At 61.5% G+C, this 15058-nt stretch carries 17 protein-coding genes; all 17 read left to right on the forward strand.

The features are described 5' to 3' along the window. The first annotated feature begins 12 nt into the window (after positions 1–12). The 17 genes from BMY38_RS04000 to BMY38_RS04080 all read left to right on the forward strand — a co-directional run bounded on the left by BMY38_RS04000 (position 13) and on the right by BMY38_RS04080 (position 15049). Complete coding sequence (locus BMY38_RS04000; RefSeq protein WP_092759958.1) at positions 13–1293, forward strand: NADH-quinone oxidoreductase subunit E; 1281 nt, start codon at positions 13–15, stop codon at positions 1291–1293. 47 nt (positions 1294–1340) lie between these two features. Then, positions 1341–2132, forward strand: coding sequence for a helix-hairpin-helix domain-containing protein (locus BMY38_RS18025; protein ID WP_175495757.1), 792 nt, complete (start codon positions 1341–1343; stop codon positions 2130–2132). Between the two features lie 75 nt (positions 2133–2207). Next, positions 2208–2435 carry a DUF5337 family protein gene (locus BMY38_RS04010; RefSeq protein WP_092759959.1) on the forward strand — a complete coding sequence of 76 codons (228 nt, stop codon included), beginning with the start codon at positions 2208–2210 and terminating at the stop codon, positions 2433–2435. A gap of 4 nt (positions 2436–2439) precedes the next feature. Further along, positions 2440–3735, forward strand: a complete 1296-nt coding sequence (nuoF, locus tag BMY38_RS04015; RefSeq protein ID WP_092759961.1) for an NADH-quinone oxidoreductase subunit NuoF — start codon at positions 2440–2442, stop codon at positions 3733–3735. Positions 3736–3826: 91 nt separating this feature from the next. Next, positions 3827–4207, forward strand: coding sequence for a DUF5333 family protein (locus BMY38_RS04020; RefSeq protein ID WP_139204648.1), 381 nt, complete (start codon positions 3827–3829; stop codon positions 4205–4207). Then, positions 4204–4587 carry a hypothetical protein gene (locus BMY38_RS04025; protein ID WP_092759965.1) on the forward strand — a complete coding sequence of 128 codons (384 nt, stop codon included), beginning with the start codon at positions 4204–4206 and terminating at the stop codon, positions 4585–4587. Before BMY38_RS04020 ends, BMY38_RS04025 begins: the two co-directional genes overlap by 4 nt. A gap of 113 nt (positions 4588–4700) precedes the next feature. Beyond that, on the forward strand, positions 4701–5099 hold the full coding sequence (locus BMY38_RS04030; protein ID WP_092759967.1) for a DUF5333 domain-containing protein: 399 nt from the start codon (positions 4701–4703) through the stop codon (positions 5097–5099). Between the two features lie 99 nt (positions 5100–5198). Beyond that, complete coding sequence (nuoG, locus tag BMY38_RS04035; protein ID WP_092759969.1) at positions 5199–7217, forward strand: NADH-quinone oxidoreductase subunit NuoG; 2019 nt, start codon at positions 5199–5201, stop codon at positions 7215–7217. A 26-nt stretch (positions 7218–7243) separates the two neighbouring features. Further along, entirely contained in the window at positions 7244–7615 is a 372-nt protein-coding gene (locus tag BMY38_RS04040; RefSeq protein ID WP_092761183.1) for a YNQ4 family lipoprotein, read from the forward strand. A gap of 9 nt (positions 7616–7624) precedes the next feature. Next, positions 7625–8662 (forward strand): NADH-quinone oxidoreductase subunit NuoH, encoded by a 1038-nt coding sequence (gene nuoH / locus BMY38_RS04045; RefSeq protein WP_092759971.1) that lies wholly within the window; start codon positions 7625–7627, stop codon positions 8660–8662. 4 nt (positions 8663–8666) lie between these two features. Next, a complete protein-coding gene (locus tag BMY38_RS04050) occupies positions 8667–9440 on the forward strand; it encodes a class I SAM-dependent methyltransferase (protein WP_092759973.1) in 774 nt (257 codons plus the stop codon). Continuing rightward, positions 9440–9937, forward strand: a complete 498-nt coding sequence (nuoI, locus tag BMY38_RS04055) for an NADH-quinone oxidoreductase subunit NuoI (RefSeq protein WP_092759975.1) — start codon at positions 9440–9442, stop codon at positions 9935–9937. Before BMY38_RS04050 ends, nuoI begins: the two co-directional genes overlap by 1 nt. Next, a complete protein-coding gene (locus tag BMY38_RS04060) occupies positions 9934–10326 on the forward strand; it encodes a carboxymuconolactone decarboxylase family protein (protein ID WP_092759977.1) in 393 nt (130 codons plus the stop codon). The genes nuoI and BMY38_RS04060 overlap by 4 nt, the downstream gene beginning before the upstream one ends. Then, entirely contained in the window at positions 10323–10937 is a 615-nt protein-coding gene (locus tag BMY38_RS04065) for an NADH-quinone oxidoreductase subunit J (protein ID WP_092759979.1), read from the forward strand. The genes BMY38_RS04060 and BMY38_RS04065 overlap by 4 nt, the downstream gene beginning before the upstream one ends. Positions 10938–11067: 130 nt before the next feature. Next, positions 11068–11373 (forward strand): NADH-quinone oxidoreductase subunit NuoK, encoded by a 306-nt coding sequence (gene nuoK / locus BMY38_RS04070; RefSeq protein WP_092759981.1) that lies wholly within the window; start codon positions 11068–11070, stop codon positions 11371–11373. 5 nt (positions 11374–11378) lie between these two features. Then, positions 11379–13484: an NADH-quinone oxidoreductase subunit L gene (gene nuoL / locus BMY38_RS04075; protein ID WP_092759983.1), complete on the forward strand. Its 2106-nt coding sequence runs from the start codon at positions 11379–11381 to the stop codon at positions 13482–13484. Positions 13485–13501: 17 nt separating this feature from the next. After that, the gene (locus tag BMY38_RS04080) at positions 13502–15049 is read left to right on the forward strand and encodes an NADH-quinone oxidoreductase subunit M (RefSeq protein WP_092759985.1); all 1548 of its coding nucleotides are present in this window, start codon (positions 13502–13504) and stop codon (positions 15047–15049) included. Positions 15050–15058: the final 9 nt, after the last annotated feature.

The raw sequence follows: 15058 nt of genomic DNA on the forward strand, positions 1-15058 counted from the left end.
GAAGGAACCGAAATGCTCCGCCGCCTCCACAAAGACCAGCCCGAGACCTTCGCCTTCACGCCCGCCAATCAGGCCTGGGCCGAGGCGCAGATGACGAAATACCCCGAAGGGCGGCAAGCTTCCGCGATCATCCCGCTTTTGTGGCGTGCGCAGGAGCAGGAGGGGTGGCTGACGCGGCCTGCCATCGAGCACATCTCCGAGATGCTGGGCCTTGCCTATATCCGAGGGCTGGAGGTGGCGACGTTCTATTTCATGTTCCAGCTTCAACCCGTCGGCAAGACAGCGCATATCCAGATTTGTGGCACCACGTCCTGCATGATCTGCGGGGCCGAGGACCTGATCGCTGTCTGCCGCGAGAAGATCGCCATGCGACCGCATGACATCAGCGAAGACGGTCAGTTGTCGTGGGAAGAGGTCGAGTGTCTGGGGGCCTGTTCCAACGCGCCGATGGCCCAGATCGGCAAGGATTATTATGAAGATCTGACGGTCGAGCGGTTCAGCGAAATGCTGGACGAGTTCCGTGCGGGCCAAGTGCCGGTGCCAGGTCCGCAGAACGGGCGCTTTGCGTCCGAACCTATGGGCGGCGCGACAACGCTGACCGATGCAGCAGGCAACAAAGACCACGATCAGAACGCCAGCGTCGCCCTGGCGACCGAACTGGGCGACACGATCAAGCGGATCGACGGCACGGAAGTGCCTCTGCGCGCGCCGTGGCGGAAAGCCGAACAGGCCGATCCCAATGCTGAGGTTGCCGCGCGCGACCCGATGTTGCCGCCCAGCGGGCCGGATGGAAAACAGGCCGGACGTGTTCGCGGACAGTCCGATGCGAACCGCAGGCGGGGCGATGCAAGCGACGGCGTGGCCGAAGTGCGCGGATCGGATGCCCAGACCAAGGGCAGGCCCGATAGCGGCGAAGTTGCACCAGCGACAAAATCGGGTGCAGGGGCCGATTTCCGCGCAGAACCCGAAGTAGTGCTGGAACCGGATGCATCCGAATCGCCTGAAACGCCTTCCGATGTGGCCAGGCCAGCGGGTCTGAGCGCCCCGCGCGACGGTAAGGCCGACGACCTGCAGTCCATCAGGGGAATCGGGCCGAAGTTGGAAAAAATATGTAATTCCATGGGGTTCTGGCATTTTGACCAGATTGCATCCTGGTCTGCGGACGAAATCGCCTGGGTCGATTCGCACCTTGAAGGGTTCAAGGGGCGCGTGACGCGTGACGAATGGGTCAAACAGGCTAAGGTGTTGACGGAAGGCGGGCAGAAGACGGAGTTTCCGACCCGCACGAACTAGGGGGCCGATCCAGGATCTGATCCCCCGCCAGTCTGGGGAGATATATCATGGACGACACCGGAACTACTGTTCACCGCAATCGGATGCCTATCGCTGCCGGCAGCGGCGTGATTTTTTTTCTGCTGTTCTGGCTTGCCATGGGCTGGGGGTTCTTCTGGGCTCTGATCGGCGGGGTCGTCATATTCGCGATCCTGCTGGTCGTTCTGGGAATGATCGGTGACGACAGCGCAAGCGCGACGGGAACCTCCGGAACTGCGATGCAGGGTGATCCGCCCGCATCCGCCTCCGAGACCGCGCGGCCCGCCGGTCATGTCGGCGCGGATGCTGGCGGCAGCACGGTTCCCCCCTCGGTTGCCGGGGGAGGCGCCGCCGCCGGGGGCGGCGCCGCTGGCGGCACATCGCCCGCCGCAACCGGAACGTCGATCGGCGAAGGTGCCGACGCAGCTTCGGCCAGAACCGACGCGGACGCCGCAGCCGCATCAGCCACACACGACAGCGCGCCCGTGAAAACGTCGGCCGCCGCTCCGACCAGCGCGGTGCCATCCGGCGGTGTCATCGGCACCAAGCCCGAAACCCTGGATGCCCCGCGCGGGACCGGTGCGGACGATCTGAAGAAAATCAAGGGTGTGGGGCCGAAGCTGGAGGCGATGTGCAACCGTATGGGCTTTTGGCACTATGACCAGATCGCAGGGTGGTCCGAACGCGAGGTGGCTTGGGTCGATGATAATCTGGAAGGTTTCAAGGGCCGGGTGCAGCGCGACGATTGGGTCAGTCAGGCCAAGACCCTGGCATCGGGAGGCGAGACGGCGTTTTCCCGCAAGGCCAGCAAGGAGCGCTGATCCAGTCATCGGGCCGGGCCGCGACCCTCTGGCCGCTTGACGACACCTGTCGCGACCTGTTCAACAGGGCCCGAAATGACCGGACCTTCTGACCTAGACACGGCGATCGCCAAACGCTCCGGCAGGGTGGCCATCCTGATCCTTGCCGTGTTCGCGGGTTGGGGTCTGCTGCAATTCCTGGGCGTGCAGTTGGAGCTGTCGCGCCGTGTCATGGGTCTGGGGGATGCGGTTGCGCTGGTCGGGATGGGCTGGGCGATCTATGAGACGGCTATGATCTGGCGGATGCGCCGCGAGAAGGAGTGACGACATGCTGCAAGACCGGGACCGGATCTTCACCAATATCTATGGCATGGCCGACCGCAGCCTGAAGGGCGCGCAGTCGCGGGGGCAGTGGGACGGCACCAGGGACCTGATCGGACTTGGCCGCGACAAGATCGTCGAAATCATGAAATCTTCCGGTCTGCGCGGTCGTGGCGGCGCTGGCTTCCCGACCGGTCTGAAATGGTCGTTCATGCCCAAGGAAAGCGACGGGCGTCCTTCCTATCTGGTGATCAATGCCGACGAATCCGAGCCGGGCACCTGCAAGGACCGGGAGATCATGCGCCATGATCCCCACACCCTGATCGAAGGCGCGCTGATCGCGTCTTTCGCGATGAACGCGCACGCCTGCTACATCTATATCCGCGGCGAGTATATCCGCGAGAAAGAGGCGCTGCAAAACGCCATCGACGAGGCCTATGAAGCCGGTCTGCTGGGAAAGGATGCCGCGAAATCCGGCTGGGACTTCGATCTGTATCTGCACCACGGCGCGGGGGCCTATATCTGCGGCGAGGAAACCGCGCTTCTGGAAAGCCTCGAGGGCAAGAAGGGGATGCCGCGCATGAAGCCGCCGTTCCCGGCGGGTGCGGGTCTGTATGGCTGTCCGACGACGGTGAACAACGTCGAGTCGATTGCCGTTGTGCCGACGATCCTGCGACGTGGCGCGGAATGGTTCGCGGGCTTCGGGCGGGCGAACAATGCTGGCACCAAGCTGTTCGCGATATCGGGTCATGTAAATCGGCCCTGCGTTGTCGAAGAGGCCATGTCGATTTCCTTCGAAGAGCTTATCGAGACCCATTGCGGCGGTATCCGCGGCGGCTGGGACAATCTGAAGGCCGTGATACCCGGCGGGTCGTCGGTGCCGATGATCCCCGGTCGCGACATGCGCGAAGCGATCATGGATTTCGACTATCTGAAAGAACAGAAATCCGGCCTGGGCACGGCGGCGGTAATCGTGATGGATAACTCCACCGACGTTATCAAGGCGATCTGGCGGCTGTCTGCATTCTACAAGCACGAAAGCTGCGGCCAGTGCACGCCCTGTCGCGAAGGCACGGGCTGGATGATGCGGGTCATGGACCGGCTGGTGAAGGGTGACGCGGACGTCGAAGAGATCGACATGCTGCTGGATGTCACCAAGCAGGTCGAAGGGCATACGATCTGTGCTCTGGGCGATGCGGCGGCCTGGCCGATCCAGGGTCTGATCCGCCATTTCCGCGACGAAATCGAGGATCGCATCAAACACAAGCGGACGGGTCGCGTGTCGGCGGTGGCTGCCGAATGACTGATGCGATTGCTCATAGCCCATACGCGCTGGCTGTTTCAGATGGCTGGGCAATGCTGGCTGTCGGACCCTGCGCGCTGTGATGCGTCTGGTGATCCTCGTCCTGGCAGCGACGCCCGCAATGGCACAGGACACCGTTCCTGCACCGGAATATTTCGTCACCTCCGCCATGGCGACGTCCACGGCGCAGATCGTGGCGGTGAATTGCGGCACGCTTTCGGTGAACCCGGCCGCGATGACGCAAAGCACCGATGCCACGCTCGCCGCATTGGCCGAGGACGGGTTCACGCCCGAGAATCTGACCACGCGGATGCAGGACCCCGGCGACCGGATTGCCGTGTTGCAACAGGCGTTCATGGAAAAGCACGGTCTGACCGATGGCGCGACCGAAACGACGGTCTGCGCGGCGGGACGCCGGGAAATCACTGAGGGGACCGAGATCGGCGCCCTGCTTCTGGAGGTCGAAAGATGAAGTTCACGGTTCTGTTGGTCGGCGCAGCATTCGCGCTGTCGGGCTGCGGCGCGATCGGAAGCTTGGCGTCGGGGGCTTCGGGTCCATTCAGCGGCGGCGGGTTGCGCGGCAGCGGCACTGAGATCGACGGCGTGCGGTTCCGAACCCGTGTCCAGTCCAGCAAGGAAAACCGCCGCGACTTCACGACCGTGACACGGAATGCAGGCCGCGATCTGAGCGGTGCGGTCGAGGCCGGTCGGGTTCAGGCGGTGGAATACTGTCTGCGCCAGGTCGGAGGGTCGGAAATTCTGTGGTCGCAGGGACCCGACCGGCCAATCGAGCAGATCGCCATCGGCGAAGGCGGCGACCTGGTGCTGACCGGAACCTGCATTTCGCGCTGATCCTTCGGGCCCCTGATCCGGCATGCCATCGCCTGACAGACCCGCAGATATTGAATAGCCGACGATAGATGCCAAGGTTCACCACCAGCGAACCTTATCGAAAGTCGAGCCATATGACCCTGCGCCCCCTTTGCCTGACGCTTGCCGCCCTGCTGACGTCCGCCCCCGCCTTTGCCGATCTGAAGGACGAACGGCGGATCAGCGAGGGGCTGATTACGGTGGGTATCGCCTATGAAATTTCGGAAGTGTGCCCCGATATCAGCGCGCGCAAGATACGCGGCCTGCGATATCTGCTGGCGTTGAAATCGGCGGCCAGCGGCCTTGGATATTCTTCCGACGAAATTGACGCCTACATCGATGATGACGTCGAAAAGGACCGGCTGGAAGTTATCGCGCGCCAGCGTCTGGCCGCATTGGGAGCGCGCAAGGGCGACGTGGCGGCGCATTGTGCCGTCGGACGTGCGCAGGTCGCGCAGGATACGCAGGTCGGGCGGCTTCTGAACCCGCGCTGAACGGTCGCGCGTTTTGGCGGGGCAATGACTGGCTTCCGCCGTTCGGGCGGGCTAGAACCCCATCGATACGCGCTGTTTTAGCTGACCGGAGCGATGGGCATGGCCGACCTCAAGAAAATCCTGATCGACGGAACCGAAGTCGAGGCACCGGGGGAGATGACCCTGATCCAGGCCTGCGAACTGGCCGGCATCGAAATTCCCCGCTTCTGTTATCACGAGCGCCTGACGATCGCGGGCAACTGCCGGATGTGTCTTGTCGAAGTGGTCGGTGGTCCGCCCAAGCCCGCCGCAAGCTGTGCCATGCAGGTCAAGGATCTGCGTCCCGGCAAGGACGGCGAGCCGCCGCAGGTCAGGACCAACAGCCCGATGGTCAAGAAGGCCCGCGAAGGCGTGATGGAGTTCCTGCTGATCAACCACCCGCTGGATTGCCCGATCTGCGATCAGGGCGGCGAGTGTGACCTGCAGGATCAGGCAATGGCCTACGGCGTCGATTTCAGCCGCTTCCGCGAACCCAAGCGGGCCGCCGTCGATCTGGATCTGGGGCCGCTGGTCGAAACCCACATGACGCGCTGCATTTCCTGCACCCGCTGCGTGCGGTTCACCACTGAAGTCGCGGGCATCACCCAGATGGGTCAGACCGGCCGTGGCGAGGACAGCGAGATCACGTCCTATCTGGGCGAGACGCTGAAATCGAACCTGCAGGGCAATATCATCGACCTTTGCCCCGTCGGCGCGCTGGTGTCCAAGCCCTATGCCTTCACCGCCCGTCCGTGGGAACTGACCAAGACCGAGACGATCGACGTGATGGACGCCCTCGGGAGCAGCATCCGTGTCGATACAAAGGGCCGCGAAGTAATGCGCATTTTGCCGCGCAACCACGACGGCACCAACGAGGAATGGATCAGCGACAAGACCCGCTTCGTCTGGGACGGGTTGCGGCGTCAGCGGTTGGACCAACCCTATGTCCGGGTGGACGGCAAGCTCAGGCCCGCGACTTGGCCCGAGGCGCTATCGGCGGCGGCAACGGCCATGAAGGGCAAAAAAGTGGCCGGGATCGTCGGTGATCTGGTCCCTACAGAAGCTGCCTTTGCCCTGACCCGGCTGATGGCCTCGATGGACGGCGTGACCGAATGCCGGACCGACGGGGCGAAACTGCCTGCGAATCGGGCCGGTTATGCCGGAACGGCCACCATCGAAGACATCGACACCGCAGATCATATCATGCTGATCGGGACCGACCCGGCGCGCGAAGCCCCGGTGCTGAACGCGCGTATCCGCAAGGCCTGGCTGCGCGGCGCGAACGTCGGGCTGGTCGGGGAAGGTGTCGATCTGACCTATGATTACGCGCATGTCGGCACCGACCGGGCCGCGCTGGCACAAGTGTCCGGACAGGAGGTCAGTCAGGAAACGCAGGACGGGCCGTCCATCGTCATCGTCGGCAACGGTGCCCTGACCGGTGTGGATGGGGCCGAAGTGCTGGCCCATGCCCGGCAGGTGGCGGAAAATTCGAACTCCGGCTTGCTGATCCTGCACACGGCTGCGGGTCGGGTCGGCGCGATGGATGTCGGCGCATATGCCGACGGCGGCATCGAAGCCGTGTTGTCGGCCGAGGTCATCTACAACCTGGGCGCGGACGAGATCGACGTGCCGGACGGCCCCTTCGTCATCTATCAGGGCAGTCATGGCGACCGGGGCGCGCACCGCGCCGATGTGATCCTTCCGGGGGCTGCCTGGACCGAGGAGCAGGGGTTGTTCGTCAATACCGAAGGCCGCCCGCAACTGGCCTTGCGGTCCGGGTTCGCACCGGGCGAGGCCAAGGAGAACTGGGCCATCCTGCGCGCGCTGAGCGCCGAAGCCGGCTTCCAGCTGCCCTTCGACAGTCTGGCGCAACTGCGTTCCGCCATGGTCGAGATCGCCCCGCATCTGGCGGAACTGGATGAAGTCGCAGTCAACAAACCGGAGCCACTGGGCAAGCTGCCGAAGCTGGGCGATGGCGATTTCGGGCTGCCGATCGACGATTTCTACCTGACCAACCCGGTGGCGCGCGCCAGCGAACTGATGGCGGAGTTGTCGCAACTGGCCCGTGCCCGCGAAGCGCAGCCTATCGCGGCGGAGTGACCGTGCGCGCCCGCATCGGGTCGCTTCTGGGTCTGTTTCTGGGTCTGGCGGCCTGCCAAACTGAAGAGCAGCCGGTCGCCGACGTGTTCCGCCCCGACTACAAAGGGGTCGAAACACGGCTTCTGGAGGGTGATCTGGTCAACTTCCTCGTGTCTATGACCGGGGCGCGGGACCGGCGGGACGTGCTGGATTACGCGCAGTGCGCTGCGGCACAATATGCGTTGATCCGGGGGTTCGGGTTCGCGCGACAGGTGCGGACAAACGTGATGGAAGAGGGTGGTCTTTGGCGCGGAGATGCGGTTTACACCGTCTCGGCTGGGGTCCCCCGTGGACTGAGGACGATCGATGCCGAGGTGGCGGTGGACGACTGCCGCGCGAAGGGCATCCCGACCGTATGAGGATGTGACATGGCGGACTTTCTGGCATCGGGCTTGGGTATTGCCCTGACGATTCTGGCACAGGCCCTTGCGGTCGTGGCCTTCGTGATGATTTCGCTGCTGTTCCTGGTTTATGGCGATCGCAAGATCTGGGCCGCCGTTCAGATGCGGCGCGGTCCCAATGTCGTCGGTCCGTGGGGCGTGTTTCAGTCAGTCGCCGATGCATTGAAATACGTGGTCAAGGAAATTGTCATTCCGGCCGGAGCAGACCGCACCGTCTTCATGATGGCGCCGCTCATTTCCTTTGTTCTGGCCATAGTTGCATGGGCGGTCATCCCGTTCAGCGATACCTGGGTCCTGTCGGACATCAATGTGGCGATCCTGTATGTCTTCGCGATTTCCTCGCTCGAGGTCTATGGCGTCATCATGGGCGGCTGGGCGTCGAACTCGAAATATCCGTTCCTCGGTTCGCTCAGGTCCGCCGCGCAGATGATCTCCTACGAAGTCAGCATCGGCCTGATCATCATCGGTGTGATCCTGTCGACCGGATCGCTCAACTTCGGCGATATCGTGCGCGCGCAGGACACCGGCTGGGGCTTCTTCGGCTGGTACTGGCTGCCGCACCTGCCGATGGTCTTCCTGTTCTTCATCTCGGCGCTGGCCGAAACCAACCGCCCGCCATTCGATTTGCCGGAAGCGGAATCGGAGTTGGTCGCGGGTTATCAGGTCGAATATTCGTCCACGCCGTTCCTTCTTTTCATGGCGGGCGAGTACATCGCCATCTTCCTGATGTGCGCCCTGATCACGCTTCTGTTCTTCGGCGGCTGGTTGTCGCCGATCCCGTTCATCCCCGACTCGCCCCTGTGGATGGTCGCCAAGATGGCGTTCTTCTTCTTCCTGTTCGCGATGGTGAAGGCTATCGTGCCGCGCTACCGCTACGATCAGTTGATGCGTCTGGGGTGGAAGGTTTTCCTTCCGTTCTCGCTGGCCTGGGTTGTTCTGGTGGCCTTTCTGGCACGGTACGAAGTGCTCGGCGGGTTCTGGGCCCGTTGGGTGACGGGGGTCTGATCGCATGGGGGTGGACTACGTCCTCTTCGACAAGCTGGTCGAGCTTTCGACGCGCTGGCAGCCCTCCAAGGGAGGCCGGACGTTAATGCTCGGTCGGCATGCGTTCAAAATCCAGACGCAGTTCGCGAAGGATTACGAGGCTTCCCTGAAGCGCAACGGCATCGAGGGGCGCCGTTTTGACTACCTGCAAGACGACGCATATTGCGAGACCCTGATGGAGAAACTGGGCTTCGGCCCGATGGAAGCAATGGATTTTTCCGGCTTCGAAGGGGCCACGATTCTGCACGATCTGAACAAGCCGCCTGCGCCCGAATTGGAGAACCAGTTCGACTTCATCTTCGACGGAGGCACGATCGAGCATGTTTTCAACGTGCCGCAGGCGCTGGAGACGGTGTATAGTATGCTTAAGCCCGGCGGACGTTTCGTGTCGGCGAACGGCATGAACGGCTGGCCGGGGCACGGAATGTATCAGTTCAACCCCGAATTGGTCTGGACGTTCTGGAGCCGGGCCTGCAACTGCGTGGTGCACGATTGCCGGGCGATGCCCAAGATACCGGGCGGCAAAGTCGGGGAGCAGCCCTTCCGCGACCCCGCAGCGACCGGCAGGCGGCTGCGTATGAAAGGCAAGATCGGCACCGGCCGGACTTATCTGTATTACGAAATCGAGAAGACCGAGGATTCGCATCCCCCGACCTATGCCCTGCAAAGCGACTACGAAGTGAAGTGGCAAGGATCGGATATGGCGGGCACGACCCGTTTCGAGAAGGAAGACGCCTGATGACACAGCAGATCGACTGGAACCGTTCCGTCAAATATTTCCTGCTGGCCGACATGTGGACTGGCATGAAGTTGGGTCTGAAGTATTTCTTCGCGCCCAAGGCCACGCTGAACTATCCACACGAAAAGGGTCCGCAAAGCCCGCGTTTTCGCGGGGAACATGCGCTGCGTCGGTATCCCAATGGTGAAGAACGATGCATCGCCTGCAAGCTGTGCGAAGCGGTGTGCCCGGCGCAGGCCATCACCATCGACGCCGAACCGCGTGAAGATGGCAGCCGCCGGACCACGCGTTATGACATCGACATGACCAAGTGCATCTATTGCGGTTTCTGTCAGGAAGCCTGCCCGGTGGATGCCATCGTCGAAGGTCCGAACTTCGAATATGCCACCGAAACGCGGGAGGAGCTTTTCTATGATAAGGAAAAGCTGCTGGACAATGGCGAACGCTGGGAAGCGGTGATCGCCAAGAACCTCGAGATGGATGCACCCTACCGATGACCGACTCAAACCCCTTCACCGCCTGGATGTCGCACATGCAGGGCATGGCCAAGACGATGAACCCGGCGCTTGAGAATTTCACGCCGCAGGGGTTTGAAAAGCTGTGGCCCACAATGCCCAAAGAGGTGATGGAACAGTTCATGGGCAAGGGGATGAACCCCGAAGGTCTGGATGCGAAGACCAAGATGTTGCTGACTCTGGCCGGTCTGACCGTGCTGGGCGCGCAGGCCGAGGCGCAGGTGCGGATCACGGTCCGTCAGGCCGCCGAGCAGGGTGCCACCAAGCAGGAGATCGCCGAAACCATCGGCCTGATGGGACTGTTCGGCGGACTGCCCGCGATGAACAAGGCGATGGAACTGGCCAACGCGGTTCTGGAGGACGATGAATGACGGTTCTTGATTTCGTCTTCTATCTGTTCGCGATCATCACGGTGACGGCCGGCTTGTTCGTCGTCGTGTCGCGCAACCCGGTGCATTCGGTGCTCTGGCTGATCCTGTGTTTCCTGTCGACGGCGGGACTGTTCGTCCTGTTGGGGGCCGAATTCGTCGCGATGCTGCTGATCATCGTCTATGTCGGTGCGGTCGCGGTGCTTTTCCTGTTCGTGGTCATGATGCTGGACGTCGACTTTGCCGAGCTGAAGGCCGAGATGGCGAAATATGTGCCACTGGCCGGACTGATCGGTATCGTCCTGTTGATGCAGCTGGCCATCGCCTACGGCGTCTGGGAAGTAGCCGACGGGGTTGAGGTCGCGGCCGGTCTGTCATCCATCGACACGCCGCCGGTTCTGAATACGACGGCGCTTGGCCTGATTCTATACGATGAATATTTCATCATGTTCCAGCTTTCGGGTCTGATCCTGCTGGTCGCGATGATCGGAGCCATTGCCCTGACGTTGCGCCACAGGCGCGACGTCAAGCGCCAGAACGTGCTGCACCAGATGTGGCGCGATCCGGCCAAGGCGATGAACGTGACGGATGTGAAACCAGGACAGGGACTTTAGGCTATGTCGAGAACAACCATCATCATCATCATCATTCTGCTGATCATTCTGCTGGGTGGCTATTCGTTCCTTTAAACGGACGACTGAAAAGACGACGAACGGGGCCGCAAGTGCGCCGGAGAGGGACGAGATGATCGGACTTGAACACTACTTGACCGTGGCTGCCGCGCTGTTCGTGATCGGCATTTTCGGCATTTTCCTGAACCGGAAAAACGTGATCGTCATACTGATGTCGATCGAACTGATGCTGCTTGCGGTCAACATCAACTTCGTCGCCTTCTCGGGCTTCCTCGGCGATCTGACGGGGCAGGTGTTCACGCTCTTTGTGCTGACCGTCGCCGCCGCCGAGGCCGCCATCGGGCTGGCCATCCTGGTCTGCTTCTTCCGCAACCGGGGTACGATCGACGTCGAAGACGTCAATGTGATGAAGGGCTGACGCACATGGCAACGATCATCCTGTTTGCTCCGCTTCTGGGTGCGCTGATCTGCGGATTTGGCTGGAAATTCATTGGCGAGAAGGCCGCGCTCATCACGTCGACCGGTCTGCTGTTCCTCGCCGCGTTGCTGTCTTGGATCGTGTTCCTGGCGTATGACGGCCAGACCGATATCATCCAGTTGTTCCGCTGGATCGAGAGCGGCAGCCTTCTGACCGACTGGTCGATCCGCCTGGACCGTCTGACGACGATCATGCTGATCGTGGTGACGACCGTTTCATCGCTCGTCCATCTGTATTCCTTCGGTTACATGGACAACGATCCGCAGTGGCGCGAGGGCGAGGTCTATAAACCCCGCTTCTTTGCCTATCTGTCATTCTTCACCTTCGCGATGCTGGCGCTGGTGACATCGGACAACCTCTTGCAGATGTTCTTCGGCTGGGAAGGCGTGGGCGTCGCGTCCTATCTTCTGATCGGGTTCTACTGGCGCAAACCGTCGGCCAGCGCTGCCGCCATGAAGGCGTTCATCGTCAATCGCGTCGGCGATTTCGGCTTCGCGCTCGGCATTTTCGGCCTGTTCTTCATGACCGACAGCATTAACTTCTCGGACGTGTTTGCTGCCACGCCGGACCTGGCGGAAACGACGATCCGCTTCCTCTGGACCGACTGGAATGCGGCGAACCTGCTGGCGTTCCTGCTGTTCGTCGGCGCAATGGGAAAATCGGCGCAGCTTGGCCTGCACACATGGCTGCCTGACGCGATGGAAGGCCCGACCCCGGTCTCGGCGCTGATCCATGCCGCGACGATGGTGACGGCGGGTGTATTCCTTGTCGCCCGCATGTCGCCGCTGATGGAATATGCACCGGAAACCATGGCCTTTGTAGTCGTCATCGGCGCGGCAACCGCCTTTGTGGGGGCCACCATCGGTCTGGTGCAGAACGATATCAAGCGCGTCATTGCCTATTCCACCATGTCGCAGCTGGGTTACATGTTCGTCGCCGCCGGTCTGGGGGCCTATTCGGTGGCCATGTTCCATCTGCTGACGCATGCCTTTTTCAAGGCACTTCTGTTCCTTGGCGCGGGGTCGGTTATCAACGCGATGCACCATGAACAGGACATGCGAAATTATGGCGGCCTGCGAAAGAAGATCCCCTATACCTTCTGGTCGATGATGATCGGTACACTGGCCATCACCGGCGTCGGCATTCCGCTTCTGTATGTCGGTTTTCCGGTCGGGTTCGCCGGGTTCGTCTCCAAGGATGCAATCATCGAGGTGGCATACGTGGGCAACGCCGGGGCCTTCTGGGCACTGGTCATCGCGGCGGCATTCACCAGCTTCTACAGCTGGCGCCTGATGTTCATGACGTTCTACGGCGCGCCGCGCGGTGACAGGCATACCCACGAACATGCGCACGAAAGCCCGGCCACCATGACCATACCGCTGGGCGTGCTCGCCGTTGGCTCGGTCCTGGCCGGAATGGCGTTCTACGGTCCGTTTTTCGGCGGCCAGGAAAAGATCGACAAGTTCTTCGGCATCCCCAAAGGCGAGGTGCGTGCCGAGGCCCCGGTTCAGGACGAACAGACTTCCGTGATCACTGCGGACGAAGAGGGCGAGACACCGGAAGAGGGCGAGGCGCTGATCGAACGCGCGCCACAGACACCCGGCGAAGGCGCGATCTTCATCGGTCCGGAAAACGATGTCATCGAACAGGCGCACGAAGTGCCTGTCTGGGTCAGGTTGTCGCCCTTTATCGCGATGCTGCTGGGTTTCGCTGTGGCGTGGCTGGCCTATATTCGACAGCCCTCGCTGCCCCGAAAATGGGCAGACACGCTGGACCCGTTGTACCGGTTGCTGCTCAACAAGTGGTATTTCGATGAAATCTACGACGCGATCTTCGTCCGTCCCGCCAAGCGCCTCGGTACATTCCTGTGGAAGCGTGGCGACGGCACTGTCATCGACGGCTCTATCAACGGCATCGCCATGGGCATCGTCCCCTTTGCGACCAAGTGGCTGAACCGGGCGCAGTCGGGATACATCTTCACCTACGCGTTCGCGATGGTCATCGGGATCGTGATCCTGATTACCTGGACAACCATCGCGTTCGGAAATTGAGAGCAGGGAACTGAGACATGGACAACCTGCTTTCGATCGTCACCTTCACACCCATGGTCGCCGCCGCGATTCTGGCGCTGTTTTTGCGGGGCGACGATGCCGCGGCCCAACGCAATGCCAAGTGGCTGGCGCTGGGGGCGACGGGGTTCACATTCCTCGTGTCGATTTTCGTGCTGGTCGGGTTCGATGCCTCGAATACCGACTTCCAGTTCGTCGAAGAACGGACCTGGATCTTCGGCCTGCAATACAAGATGGGCGTCGATGGCATTTCCGTGCTGTTCATCATGCTGACGACTTTTCTGATGCCCTTGGTGATCGCGTCCTGCTGGAACGTCGAGACCCGCGTGAAAGACTATATGGTCGCGCTTCTGGTGCTGGAGGCGCTGATGCTGGGCGTGTTCAGTGCTCTGGACCTGATCCTGTTCTATCTGTTCTTCGAGGCCGGTCTGATCCCGATGTTCCTGATTATCGGCATCTGGGGCGGGGCAAGCCGCATCTATGCGTCGTTCAAGTTCTTCCTCTATACGCTGCTGGGATCCGTGCTAATGCTGGTGGCGATGATCGTGATGTATCGCGATGCGGGCACGACCGATATCCCGACGCTTCTGAACCATCAGTTCAGCTATTCTGCGATCAAGGTGCTGGGTTTCAATGTCGTCGGCGGCCTCCAGACCATGCTCTGGCTGGCGTTTTTCGCGTCCTTCGCCGTCAAGATTCCGATGTGGCCGGTCCACACATGGCTACCGGATGCGCACGTTCAGGCCCCCACGGCCGGATCGGTCGTGCTTGCGGCAATCCTGCTCAAGATGGGGGGCTACGGCTTCCTTAGGTTCAGTTTGCCGATGTTCCCGGTGGGGTCCGACGTGATGGGGCCATTGGTGCTCTGGTTGTCGGCCATCGCCATTGTCTACACCTCGCTGGTCGCGATGATGCAGCAGGACATGAAAAAGCTGATCGCCTATTCGTCCGTCGCGCACATGGGGTTCGTCACCATGGGCATCTTTGCCGCGAATCAACAAGGCATCGACGGCGCGATCTTCCAGATGATCAGCCATGGTTTCATCTCGAGCGCGCTGTTCCTGTCAGTCGGCGTCATCTATGACCGGATGCACACCCGCGACATCGATGCCTATGGCGGTCTGGTGAACCGGATGCCCGTTTACGCGCTGATCTTCATGTTGTTCACGATGGCGAATGTCGGCCTTCCCGGAACGTCAGGGTTCGTGGGAGAGTTCCTGACACTGGTTGGCGTGTTCCAGGTCAACATCGGGGTTGCCGTGGTCGCCACGACCGGCGTGATCCTGTCAGCCGGCTATGCGCTCTGGCTTTATCGTCGGGTTGTGTTCGGCGACCTGATCAAGGAAAGCCTGAGGACCATCGGCGACATGACCGGACGAGAGAAGGCGATCTTCGCACCCTTGGTCTTCGCCACGATCCTTCTGGGGGTTTATCCGAGCCTCATCACCGACATTATCGGGCCGTCCGTGGCCAATCTTGTCGAGAATTATGACGTCGCCACTACCGATCTCGTGCTGACGCGCGATGTCGCAGTGTCCGACAACTGAGAGGTCGCC

It is taken from the genome of Jannaschia helgolandensis, assembly GCF_900109285.1.
In the GTDB taxonomy this organism is placed as follows: Bacteria; Pseudomonadota; Alphaproteobacteria; order Rhodobacterales; family Rhodobacteraceae; genus Jannaschia; species Jannaschia helgolandensis.

Excerpts from the sequence above, each read along its gene's own strand:
- BMY38_RS04000 (WP_092759958.1), top strand. The coding sequence starts at position 13 with ATGCTCCGCCGCCTCCACAAAGACCAGCCCGAGACCTTCGCCTTCACG.
- BMY38_RS18025 (WP_175495757.1), top strand. The coding sequence starts at position 1,341 with ATGGACGACACCGGAACTACTGTTCACCGCAATCGGATGCCTATCGCT.
- BMY38_RS04010 (WP_092759959.1), top strand. The coding sequence starts at position 2,208 with ATGACCGGACCTTCTGACCTAGACACGGCGATCGCCAAACGCTCCGGC.
- nuoF (WP_092759961.1), top strand. The coding sequence starts at position 2,440 with ATGCTGCAAGACCGGGACCGGATCTTCACCAATATCTATGGCATGGCC.
- BMY38_RS04025 (WP_092759965.1), top strand. The coding sequence starts at position 4,204 with ATGAAGTTCACGGTTCTGTTGGTCGGCGCAGCATTCGCGCTGTCGGGC.
- BMY38_RS04030 (WP_092759967.1), top strand. The coding sequence starts at position 4,701 with ATGACCCTGCGCCCCCTTTGCCTGACGCTTGCCGCCCTGCTGACGTCC.
- nuoG (WP_092759969.1), top strand. The coding sequence starts at position 5,199 with ATGGCCGACCTCAAGAAAATCCTGATCGACGGAACCGAAGTCGAGGCA.
- nuoH (WP_092759971.1), top strand. The coding sequence starts at position 7,625 with ATGGCGGACTTTCTGGCATCGGGCTTGGGTATTGCCCTGACGATTCTG.
- BMY38_RS04050 (WP_092759973.1), top strand. The coding sequence starts at position 8,667 with ATGGGGGTGGACTACGTCCTCTTCGACAAGCTGGTCGAGCTTTCGACG.
- nuoI (WP_092759975.1), top strand. The coding sequence starts at position 9,440 with ATGACACAGCAGATCGACTGGAACCGTTCCGTCAAATATTTCCTGCTG.
- BMY38_RS04060 (WP_092759977.1), top strand. The coding sequence starts at position 9,934 with ATGACCGACTCAAACCCCTTCACCGCCTGGATGTCGCACATGCAGGGC.
- BMY38_RS04065 (WP_092759979.1), top strand. The coding sequence starts at position 10,323 with ATGACGGTTCTTGATTTCGTCTTCTATCTGTTCGCGATCATCACGGTG.
- nuoK (WP_092759981.1), top strand. The coding sequence starts at position 11,068 with ATGATCGGACTTGAACACTACTTGACCGTGGCTGCCGCGCTGTTCGTG.
- nuoL (WP_092759983.1), top strand. The coding sequence starts at position 11,379 with ATGGCAACGATCATCCTGTTTGCTCCGCTTCTGGGTGCGCTGATCTGC.
- BMY38_RS04080 (WP_092759985.1), top strand. The coding sequence starts at position 13,502 with ATGGACAACCTGCTTTCGATCGTCACCTTCACACCCATGGTCGCCGCC.